The sequence below is a fragment of the Kitasatospora sp. NPDC057542 genome, assembly GCF_042801945.1.
Taxonomy (GTDB): Bacteria; Actinomycetota; Actinomycetes; order Streptomycetales; family Streptomycetaceae; genus Kitasatospora.
In genome coordinates this window covers 1-9,379 of sequence record NZ_JBHVFE010000361.1, presented here as the reverse complement: position 1 = coordinate 9,379, position 9,379 = coordinate 1, and the positions used below count along the sequence as shown (strand labels likewise).

Here is a 9,379-nt window from a genome sequence, read left to right as displayed (position 1 = left end):
TCGCGCGGGTCCGGGCCCTGCCGGGCACCCCGGTGGTCCCTGTCCGACCCCCGGGGTGAGGGGGAGTGGTCAGGTGACGGGCGGAGGCGGTGAGCCGATGGCCGGCTTAGTACCAGTGGTGGGTCTGCCAGAAGGCCCAGGCGGCGTTCGGGCTGCCGTAGCGGGTGTTCATGTAGTCCAGCGCCCACTTGATCTGGGTGGTCGGGTTGGTCCTCCAGTCCGCACCCGCAGAGGCCATCTTGGAGCCCGGCAGTGCCTGGGCCAGGCCGTACGCGCCCGAGCTCGGGTTAACCGCGGTCACGTTCCAGCTGGACTCGTGGGAGATGATCTGGTTGAAGGACGCCAGCTGGTTGGCCGGGACGATCTGGGCGGCGATGGCCTTCGGGGAGAGGGTGGCGGCGTTCGCGGTGGCGGGCAGCACACCCGCGCCCAGGGCGGTCAGACCGGCGGTGCCGGCGAGGACGGCGGCGGAGGTACGCATACGGAGCTTGGAAACGGGCATCAAGGAGAAGACCTCAATCGGGTTGGGCCGGTCACACCCCGCCTCGGACCGCGGTCGGACAGGGGCCGGGCGGTCGCGGGGCGTGATTCGGCAGTGAGCCACTCACCGGCGGGACAGGTGCCGGTGCGGCTGGCGATGGAAGCCATTGTTGGCAGACCGGATGGGCCGTCGCCAAGACCCCCTCATTACGACCCGCGGTCGTACGGAAGGGCCTGCCGTGGATTCGACGGGCCGGCTCGTGCGGGACGCGTCGACCGGCGCTGAGCTGGGCGAACGCGGGGTTCTCGGGGGCCGGTCGGTCGTACCGGGGCGTCTACTACCGGCCGTCGTGGGCCTTGAACAGCTGTGAGCGCACTCACCGTTTCGGTTCGGCGGGCGTCACGCGCCGGGACCGGCCGAACCACGGTGGGTACAGACGATCAACCCCGCATCTGAGACCGGCGCCACACCGTCGCGGTGGACGGCCGGCGCAGGTCACCCAGCCGCCGGTGCCGGACGGCCCGGTCGGCGAGTCGGTCCGCTTCGGTGGCCGCCGCCAGGGCGCCGAGCGCCGCACCGACCGCGTGCCCGAGCCGGGTGCAGAAGGCCTCCGGTTCCTCGGCGGCGTCCGGCTGCTCCGGGACCACCTCGTCGACCAGCCCGACCTCGGCCAGGTGGTGCGCCCCGATTCCCTGGGAACGGGCCAGCTCGGCGGCGTGCGCACCGTCCCGGTGGACGATCGCCGAGGCGCCCTCCGGCGGCAGCGGCGCCAGCCAGGCGTGCTCGGCGGCGATCACCCGGTCCGCCGGGAGCAGCGCGAGCGCCCCGCCGCCCGAGCCCTGGCCGAGCAGCACGGCCAGGACGGGCGTGCGCAGCGCGAGCAGAGTAGTCAGGCAGTGCGCGATCTCCACCGCGATGCCGTCCAGCTCGGCCTGGGCGGAGAGCTCGGCGCCGGCCGTGTCCACCACGGTGACCAGCGGCAGCCCGAGCTGCTCGGCCAGGCGCGCGGTGCGCCGTACGGCCCGCAGGTCGGCGGCGGTGAAGGGACGCTCGTGCTCGGGGGCCTGCCGCTGCTGGCCGACGACCACCACGGGCCGCCCGCCGAGCACGGCCAGGGCCCGGACCAGTGCGCCGCCGCGCCCGCCGGGGGCGTCCAGCAGCACCAGCTCCTCCGCGGTGTGCCGCAGCAGCTCGCGGGCGCCCGGACGGTCGGGGCGACGGGTGCGGCGGACGGAGTCCCAGGCGTCGGGGCGGCCGGGGGCGGCCGGAGCGGGCTCGGGAGCGGTCGCGGGGTCGGTGGAAGCTGTGGGGTCCGCGGGAGCCGCGGGATCCGTGGAAGGGGACGGCGGTGCGGCGGTGAGGACGGCGAGCGTACGGCGGAGCAGCTCGCGCAGCTCCTGCGGCGGTACGACGGCGTCCACCAGTCCCCGACCGGCGAGCGTCTCGGCCCGCTGGACGTCCGGCGGCAGCTCCACGCCGCGCAGCTCCTCGTACACGCGCGGTCCGAGGAAACCGAGCCGGGCGCCCGGCTCGGCGAGGACCAGCTGACCGAGCGTGCCCCAGGAGGCGAAGACGCCGCCCATGGTGGGGTTGCGCAGATAGGTGAGATAGGGGAGGCCGGCCGCGCGGTGCGTCTGGACGGCAGCGGTGATCCGCAGCATGCAGAGGAAGGCCGCCGATCCCTCCTGCATCCGCGTCCCGCCGGAGACCGGCAGAGCGAGCAGCGGCAGCCGTTCGGCGGTGGCGCGTTCGACGGCGCGGGTGATCCGCTCGGCGGTGGCGACGCCGATGGAGCCGCCGAGGAAGCCGAATTCGGAGGCGATGAGGGCGACCGGCCGGCCGTCGACCAGGCCGACGCCGGTGAGGACGGCCTCGTCCAGGCCGGTGCGCTCCTGAGCGCGGTCTAGCGAGGCGCGGTAGCCGGGGTCGGTCCGGTCCGATGTGGGCGGCTCGTCCCAGCTGCGGAAGCCTCCCGGGTCGACCAGCAGACCGATCAGCTGGTGGGCCGTCAGTGCCGCGCCCGAGCCCGTACCCATGCCCACCCCTGTCAGAGATCGTTCCGGCCCGCCGTGATCCGCCACTCTACGCGGCACTCCATGCGGCGTGGTCGGGAGCGCGGTGGGGGCGTGGCCCGGGTGCGGGGAGCGCCCGGACGGCCGGGAGGGGCGCCTCCGACGAGAGTTCGATGACGGTCGACCCCCGTGCCGGGCAGGTGGTTCGTGGGCGTTTCGCGGGCGGCTCCGGGGAACGGGCGCCCAGGCCGGAGTACGGGTCAAGTCGACGTAGGTAAAGGGGAGTTACTCACTGGTTAATAGTTTTCCGGAGGGCTTCCGGAGTTGACGGTGTCTCGCCACACTGGTGGACATGACTCGCACTCTACGCGCGTGGAAGTCCCGCGCAGCCGCTGTCACCGCCGTCGCCCTGATGACCCTCGCCCCGGTCGCCGTCGCCACCGACGCACACGCCGACGTGAGCGGCTCGGTCTGCCTCTCCGCCCTCCCGTCGCAGGCCACCGACACCCTGAACCTGATCGCCTCCGGCGGACCGTTCCCCTACTCCCAGGACGGCGTGGTCTTCCAGAACCGGGAGAGCGTCCTCCCCGGCGAGTACTACGGCTACTACCACGAGTACACCGTCATCACCCCGGGCTCCCCGACCCGCGGCGCCCGCCGGATCGTGACCGGCCAGGCCTACCAGGAGGACTACTACACCGGCGACCACTACGCCACGTTCTACCTGATCGACCAGACCTGCTGAGCGCTCACCGCGTACCGGCCGACCGTCGGTTGACCGTCGCCGACCACCGGCCGGCCGTCTGCTGAGCGCCGGTCGAGCGCCGGCCGGCCCTCCGGGGACCGGCCCCGGCCCGGGGCACTCCCGACACGACGGTGGCCCCGGCGCACTTCCCCGCCGAGGTCACCGCCGTGCGGCCGCAGCGGCCGCGCCGGGCTCAGAGCTCGGACGGCCCCCAGGCACCCACCGCCAGCTCGTCCCCCACCCGCAGCGTGCCGGGCCTCAGCACCGCGAACTTGCTGCCGAACGCCACCCCGCCGGCCGTCGCCCGGCGGTACCGGGCCAGCGTGCGCAGCGGCTCCGGGCCCGCCTTGGCGCCGCAGGACTGGTCCACCATCGTCACCGCGCAGCGGATCGCGAGCTTGGCGTAGCCCAGTTCGGCCTCGCCCACCTCGATCCGGCGGGCCAGGTCCTCGGTGTGCGGCTCGGTCCAGCCGTCCACCACCAGGTTCGGGCGGAAGCGGTCCATCGGCAGCGGCTGAGCACCGGAGAGCTCGTTGAAACGCTCCAGCGAGGAACGCGACACCAGGTGCACGGCACAGCTGTCCGCGTAGCCCGAGGTGCCCGGCGTCAGCCCGTCGGTCACCCGGTCGTGCTCCGGCGGCACCCGGACCAGCCGGCTGCGCACGCCCAGCACCTCGGAGAGCCAGCCGGCCGCCTCCCCGCCCTGGTCGATGCCGAGGAACGGCGCACCGAACAGCCGCACCTCGCGGCGCGGGCCCTCGGCGTCCACCGGCACGGACACCGGCTCCACCCCCGCAGCGGCCAGGGTCAGCCGACGGCCGTCCTCCGACACCGCCGGGCGGACGGTGGCCAGTGCCGGGTCCCGGCGCTGGGAGCGGAACACGCCCTCCTCGTCCACCACCATGAACGCCCGGTCATGGGCGAGCCCGGCCCGGGTGAGTTCCGCCTGTGCGGCCGCCACCCCGGCGCACCCCTTCACCGGGTAGTACCGCAGCTCCGTCACCGTGGCCATCGTCCCGCCGCCCCCTTTCTGCTTGCATGCCGTCCATCTTGTCGACCCCACAGGGTAGTTGAGTGCCTCGACGGGGGGCGGTGGGCGGTGCCGGGTGCGTTCGCCCGGCGCTTGCTAGGGTCGGGGCATGGCACCACCGAGCAGCGCGAACCCCCCGGGGCGGCTCCGGCGGGACGCGCAGCGCAACCGTGACCTGCTGCTCTCCGCCGCCCGCGACATGTTCTCCCGACACGGCCTGGACGTGCCGTTGGACCAGATCGCCAAGGAGGCCGGCGTCGGCAACGCCACCCTCTACCGGCACTTCCCGACCCGCGAGGCGCTGATCGGCGAGGTGTTCGCGGACGCCGGGGACGGCCTGGCCACCGCGGGTGAGGAAGCGCTCGCCGCCCAGGACGCCTGGAGCGGCCTCGAACGGTACTTCGCGCGGATCTTCGAGCTGGTCGCCGCCGACCGGGGCATCAACGACCTGGTCACCCAGGCCATCCCGACCATCCCCGGAATGATCGAGATCAGTCGCCGGCACGCAGCCACCGTCGGCGCCCTGATCGCCCGCGCCCAGGAACAGGGCACCATGCGCCGCGACGTGGTCACGATGGACCTGCTCTTCCTGCTCGGCCCGCTCTGCCGGGCCCTGCCCGCCGCCACCGAGCTGCGCTCCGACCTCTGGCGCCGCTACCTCGCCCTCCTGCTCGACGGCTTCCGCGCCCGGGCCACCCACCCGCTGCCGGTCCCGCCGATCGGGGAGGAGCACCTGGACCGGATGTTCGCGGACCTCTGGGAAGCGGAGCCCCCGGAGCCCCCGGAGTCGCCGGAGGCCTGAGCGCGCGTCGTCCGCACGGCATCAGGGACGCGTACGGAAGGGCGGGCTCCGCGTCAGAGCCGCGTCAACGGGCCGGGGCCGCACGGGTGGGGACCGCTTTGCTGGGGTGGAATCGGCGCCGTCCGGGCCGGTGCGCGGGCACACGGACGCGCGGGCGGACGGAGAGGCAGGGGCAGGGCCATGGCGGACAGTGGTGCGGACGAGGGCCGGATCGTGGTCGGCGTCAGCGGCTCGCTCGGCAGCCTCGCCGCGCTGCACCATGCGGTGGCCGAGGCCCGCCGGACGGACGTCGAGGTGCTCGCGGTGCTCTGCTGGACCCCGCCGGGCGACGTGCTCGGCTGCCGCCGCACCCCGTGCCCGCCGGTGGTCAACGCCGGCCGGGACGCCGCCGTGGCCCGGCTGCGGCAGGCCCTGGACGAGGCCTTCGCCGGACGCCACGCGGGCGTCCGACTGCGCTGCCAGGCCGTCCGCGGCGACACCGGCCACACACTGGTGCGGTGCGCCGACCGGCCCGGAGACCTCCTCGTCCTCGGCGCCGGACGGGAACGCGGCCGCCTCGCCCGACTGGTGCACCCCTCGATCACCGCGTACTGCGTCCGGCATGCCACCTGCCCGGTCCTGGCCGTCCCGCGCCCACCGCTGCAACGCGACCTGGAGGCACTGGAACGCGCCCACGGGCTGCCGCGGGAGCCGGCGGCAGAGAACGGCGGCTAGGACAGTCCGGCCGCCTCGGCGAGGACGGCGGCGGTCCGCCGGCCTGCGGCCAGGGTGCCGGCATCGGTGGCCGGGAGGCAGCGGCGAGCCTCGGGCCGGTAGGTGGTCATCACCACGCCGGCGTGGTCGGTGGGGAGTTCGAGGGTCCGTACCGCCGACATCCGCTGTGCCAGAGCGGCGCTCAACTGTCGGGTGTGCTCGACGTCCACGATCTCGTCCGCCGTGCCGTGGACCAGCCGGAGTGGGACGGGGGAGGGGCCGGCCGCCAGGTGGTCGAGCGGGGCTTCGCCGGTGGTGACGGCCTCGGTCGAGTAGCGGGAGGCGATGCCGACGGCGGCGACGGGGCGCAGCTCGGCGGGGGTGCCGGGGTGGGTGGCCACGGCGATCGCCTCGCGGCCGCCCATCGACCAGCCGGCCAGGACGAGGCGCGTCGGGTCCCCGTCGTACTCGGTGGCGATCCGGCGGGCCTGGGCCAGCGAGGCGAGCAGTTCGGCACTGCCGCCGTCGGGCTGTTCGGCGTTCCAGTCCGGGACGAGCACCAGCAGCCCCAGCCCGGCGGCCTCCCGGGCCAGCGGCCGCAGCACGTCACGCTCGTTCGGACCCCTGCCGTGCCAGAGCAGTACGACGGGAGCCGGCCCGGCGCCGCCGGGGGCCGGAAGGTGAATGTCCGTCAGCCTCCCGGCGGCGTACGGAACCGTCTGAAGCCGAGCGCTCGTCATCCGGGATTTCCCTCCGATTCGGTGAATGATCACGGAGCTGGTACTGTACTTCCCGTTGCGAGGGAGTGATTCCTCCTCAGGCGTCAGTGGTGCTACCAGAGCACGTCCTACTTTCAGTAGGAAGAGTCCGTGCGACCCGGGCCTGGCGCTCCGATGTCGGACAGGGTCCGGTGCCGTCGAACCGGTGCCGGGCCCTTTCTGCGTGTCCGGGAGCGGGGATCGGCCGGGCGTTCAGGACGGCTGACGGTCGGAGCCCAGTTCGCGGGAGATCCGCAGGCCGACCTGGGCGACCACCGGGCCGAGGGCGCGGACCCTGGCGGCGGTCATCCGTGAGGTGAGGCCGGAGACGGACAGCGCGGCGGTCACCTCACCGGTGTGGTCGAAGATCGGGGCGGCGACGCAGCGGACCTCGGGCTCGTTCTCGCGGTCGTCGATCGAGTAGCCGCGGGCGCGGATGCGGGCGAGGTCGGCGCGGAGCCGGGGTTCGTCGGAGATGGTCCAGGCGGTCACCGGGCGCAGGCCGGCCGCGACCACCTCGCCGACGGCCTCCTCGGGCAGCCACGCGAGGATCGCCTTTCCGGTGGCGGTGCAGTAGGCGGGGGCGCGGCTGCCGACCCGGGAGGCCATCCGGACGTTGGTCTCGTCCTCGACCTTGTCCAGGTAGACGATCCCGGGGGCCTGCCAGACGGTCAGGTGGACGGTCTCGCCCGCCTCCCGCTGGAGCCGACGCAGGTGTTCGGCGGCCACGCTGCGCAGGTCGAGGGTGGTCAGGTAGGCCTGACCGAGCCGCAGGGAGCCGTGGCCGAGCCGGAACCAGCCGGTCTCGCGGTCCCGGTCGAGGAGGTGCTCGTCCAGCAGGGGGCCGGCCAGCCGCAGCACGGTGCTCTTGTTGAGGCCGAGTCCGTCGGCGAGCTGGGCGAGCGGGACGCCGCGCCCGTCGCTGTGGTCGCGGACGTAGCCGAGGACGGCGAGCGCGCGGCGCAGCGAGGAGGACTGGTTGCGTTCGGTCGCGGGCTTCTTGGGCGCCGTCTCCGTCATGGGTCCGTTCCCTGGTGTCGTTCTGCCGGTGTTCCCCCGCAGGTCGGCGGCGGTTGTCCGAACGTACCCGTTCGCAGCCGGAACGCCGCATCTTCGATACAACGTTGTGCAGTGCAAAACTTTCACCAACTTCCTCTTGTTGGCGCCGATCGCCCCCGCCTAACGTCCCTGCCATCGAGCAGGCGACGTCGCCCCACCCGAGCGCTGCGCCCTGCCGTACCCCCACCACTTCACCCACCATCGGCCCCGGTCAGGGCCTGCTTCGACGTGCCCGTCCCCGGCGGCGGACGTCTCGGCGGCAGCTGTCGGGAGGGGAGGTCTCCACCATGCGACTCATCGGACGGACCGCCGCAGCCGTCGTGCTCGCCGCCGGCTGCCTGGCCGCCACCGCCTGCGCCCCCGGCACCGCCTCGCCGGCGAGCGACAAGGCCGCCGACGACCGGACCGGCACCCTGCAGGTCTGGCTGTACAACGAGGCGGGCAACGCGGCCAAGGAGGCCGTGGTCGCCAAGGCCGTGACCGAGTTCCAGGGCTCCCACCAGGGCGTCACCGTCAACGTGAGCTACATCGACACCGACGCCTCGGCCCGCGCGGCCAAGATGAAGGGCGCGTTCAACGACCCGAACAGCGCCCCCGACCTGGTCGAGTTCGGCAACACCGACCTGCCCGGCTACGTCGCCGCCGGCGGCCTCGCCGACATCACCGCCGACCTGGACAAGTGGCAGGACAAGGGCGACCTCGACCCGGCGATCGCCAGGACGGCCGTGGTCGACGGCAAGACCTACGGCCTGCCCTGGTGGGTCGGCGTGCGCGCGCTGTACTACCGCACCGACCTGTTCACCGAGGCCGGCCTCACCCCGCCGACCTCGTACGCCGAGCTGGTCGCCGCCAACCAGAAGATCCACGCCGCGCACCCGGACACCTTCGGCATCGCCGTCGGCGGCAAGTACACCTTCGCCGCGCTGCCCTTCGTCTGGGACGCGGGCGGCGACATCGCCACCAAGGACGGCTCCAGGTTCAAGGCGGCGATCGACTCGCCCGCCTCGCAGGCCGGCATCAAGCGCTACACGGATCTGTTCGGCGCGGACGGCTGCCCCGCCCAGCAGTGTGCGGACCTGACCGGCGGCAAGACCGTCGACCTGTTCGCGGCAGGCAAGTCGGCGATGGCGGTACTGCTCAACTCCAACCGCAGCAAGGTGGACGCGGGCGCGGTCAAGGGCAAGTACGGCGTGGTGCCGCTGCCCGGGGAGAAGCCCGGCTCGATCGCTCCGGCCTTCGCCGGCGGCAACAACCTGGGCGTGATGAAGGCGGCCAAGCACCGCACCCTGGCCGTCGAGTTCGCCGAGCTGCTGGCGAGCCCCACGTACCAGGAGCAGATGTACGACGCGATGGGCAACCTGCCGACGCTCAAGTCCGTCAGCGGCAAGGTCGCGGCGAAGGACGCCTTCCTGAAGCCCTTCACCGACACCATCGCGGCCGGCACCAGGTTCGTCCCGCTCGACCAGGCGTGGGCGCAGATCGACGCCCAGTCGGTGATCCCGACGATGCTCCAGCAGGTCGTCACCGGCAAGGCGGACGTGGCCAAGGCCTCGGCGGACGCCGCCGCGCAGATCTCCTCGGCCTTCGCCGCGCGCTGACGGCCGACCGCCCGCCACAGGCACCGAGCCCACGGGTACCGAGCCCGCGGGCATCGTGCCACCGGCCGCGTACGGACGGCCCCCCTCCCGGTTCGTCTCAGAGAGCAGGTCCCGCACGTGTCCGTATCCACCTCGACCGCCCCGGCGCCGCCTTCCCCGCAGAGGCGCCGTGGGGGCAGGGCGCCGGCCGCACCCCCGGGC

At 73.8% G+C, this 9,379-nt stretch carries 9 protein-coding genes; 4 read left to right on the top strand and 5 right to left on the bottom strand.

The features are described 5' to 3' along the window. Nucleotides 1-106 precede the first annotated feature (106 nt). Together ACFU7Y_RS32725 and ACFU7Y_RS32720 are read right to left on the bottom strand one after the other, a co-directional pair. Complete coding sequence (locus ACFU7Y_RS32725) at nucleotides 107-481, bottom strand: transglycosylase SLT domain-containing protein (protein ID WP_224282704.1); 375 nt, start codon at nucleotides 479-481, stop codon at nucleotides 107-109. 440 nt (nucleotides 482-921) lie between these two features. Further along, nucleotides 922-2,517 (bottom strand): carboxyl transferase domain-containing protein, encoded by a 1,596-nt coding sequence (locus tag ACFU7Y_RS32720; protein WP_380770548.1) that lies wholly within the window; start codon nucleotides 2,515-2,517, stop codon nucleotides 922-924. Nucleotides 2,518-2,905: 388 nt separating this feature from the next. Here ACFU7Y_RS32720 and ACFU7Y_RS32715 point away from each other — a divergent pair, with 388 nt between their 5' ends. Further along, nucleotides 2,906-3,238, top strand: a complete 333-nt coding sequence (locus ACFU7Y_RS32715) for a ribonuclease domain-containing protein (protein WP_224284751.1) — start codon at nucleotides 2,906-2,908, stop codon at nucleotides 3,236-3,238. A 193-nt stretch (nucleotides 3,239-3,431) separates the two neighbouring features. Here the strand turns inward: ACFU7Y_RS32715 and ACFU7Y_RS32710 are convergent, their stop codons facing one another. Further along, nucleotides 3,432-4,250, bottom strand: a complete 819-nt coding sequence (locus ACFU7Y_RS32710) for an MOSC domain-containing protein (protein ID WP_224284748.1) — start codon at nucleotides 4,248-4,250, stop codon at nucleotides 3,432-3,434. Nucleotides 4,251-4,377: 127 nt separating this feature from the next. Here ACFU7Y_RS32710 and ACFU7Y_RS32705 point away from each other — a divergent pair, with 127 nt between their 5' ends. Together ACFU7Y_RS32705 and ACFU7Y_RS32700 are read left to right on the top strand one after the other, a co-directional pair. Continuing rightward, nucleotides 4,378-5,070 carry a TetR/AcrR family transcriptional regulator gene (locus tag ACFU7Y_RS32705; RefSeq protein ID WP_380770547.1) on the top strand — a complete coding sequence of 231 codons (693 nt, stop codon included), beginning with the start codon at nucleotides 4,378-4,380 and terminating at the stop codon, nucleotides 5,068-5,070. Nucleotides 5,071-5,250: 180 nt separating this feature from the next. After that, nucleotides 5,251-5,784 (top strand): universal stress protein, encoded by a 534-nt coding sequence (locus ACFU7Y_RS32700; protein ID WP_380770546.1) that lies wholly within the window; start codon nucleotides 5,251-5,253, stop codon nucleotides 5,782-5,784. Here the strand turns inward: ACFU7Y_RS32700 and ACFU7Y_RS32695 are convergent. Both ACFU7Y_RS32695 and ACFU7Y_RS32690 read right to left on the bottom strand, forming a co-directional pair. Beyond that, complete coding sequence (locus ACFU7Y_RS32695) at nucleotides 5,781-6,503, bottom strand: S9 family peptidase (RefSeq protein ID WP_224283649.1); 723 nt, start codon at nucleotides 6,501-6,503, stop codon at nucleotides 5,781-5,783. The genes ACFU7Y_RS32700 and ACFU7Y_RS32695 overlap by 4 nt on opposite strands. Nucleotides 6,504-6,734: 231 nt before the next feature. Then, complete coding sequence (locus ACFU7Y_RS32690; RefSeq protein ID WP_224283648.1) at nucleotides 6,735-7,541, bottom strand: IclR family transcriptional regulator; 807 nt, start codon at nucleotides 7,539-7,541, stop codon at nucleotides 6,735-6,737. A gap of 326 nt (nucleotides 7,542-7,867) precedes the next feature. On the opposite strand from ACFU7Y_RS32690, the gene ACFU7Y_RS32685 reads away from it, so the two are divergent. Next, the gene (locus tag ACFU7Y_RS32685; RefSeq protein ID WP_224283647.1) at nucleotides 7,868-9,178 is read left to right on the top strand and encodes an extracellular solute-binding protein; all 1,311 of its coding nucleotides are present in this window, start codon (nucleotides 7,868-7,870) and stop codon (nucleotides 9,176-9,178) included. Nucleotides 9,179-9,379 lie beyond the last annotated feature (201 nt).

Coding starts and splice junctions, on each gene's coding strand:
- ACFU7Y_RS32705 (WP_380770547.1), top strand. CDS start 4,378: ATGGCACCACCGAGCAGCGCGAACCCCCCGGGGCGGCTCCGGCGGGAC.
- ACFU7Y_RS32690 (WP_224283648.1), bottom strand. CDS start 7,541: ATGACGGAGACGGCGCCCAAGAAGCCCGCGACCGAACGCAACCAGTCC.
- ACFU7Y_RS32715 (WP_224284751.1), top strand. CDS start 2,906: ATGACCCTCGCCCCGGTCGCCGTCGCCACCGACGCACACGCCGACGTG.
- ACFU7Y_RS32700 (WP_380770546.1), top strand. CDS start 5,251: ATGGCGGACAGTGGTGCGGACGAGGGCCGGATCGTGGTCGGCGTCAGC.
- ACFU7Y_RS32710 (WP_224284748.1), bottom strand. CDS start 4,250: ATGGCCACGGTGACGGAGCTGCGGTACTACCCGGTGAAGGGGTGCGCC.
- ACFU7Y_RS32695 (WP_224283649.1), bottom strand. CDS start 6,503: ATGACGAGCGCTCGGCTTCAGACGGTTCCGTACGCCGCCGGGAGGCTG.
- ACFU7Y_RS32720 (WP_380770548.1), bottom strand. CDS start 2,517: ATGGGTACGGGCTCGGGCGCGGCACTGACGGCCCACCAGCTGATCGGT.
- ACFU7Y_RS32725 (WP_224282704.1), bottom strand. CDS start 481: ATGCGTACCTCCGCCGCCGTCCTCGCCGGCACCGCCGGTCTGACCGCC.
- ACFU7Y_RS32685 (WP_224283647.1), top strand. CDS start 7,868: ATGCGACTCATCGGACGGACCGCCGCAGCCGTCGTGCTCGCCGCCGGC.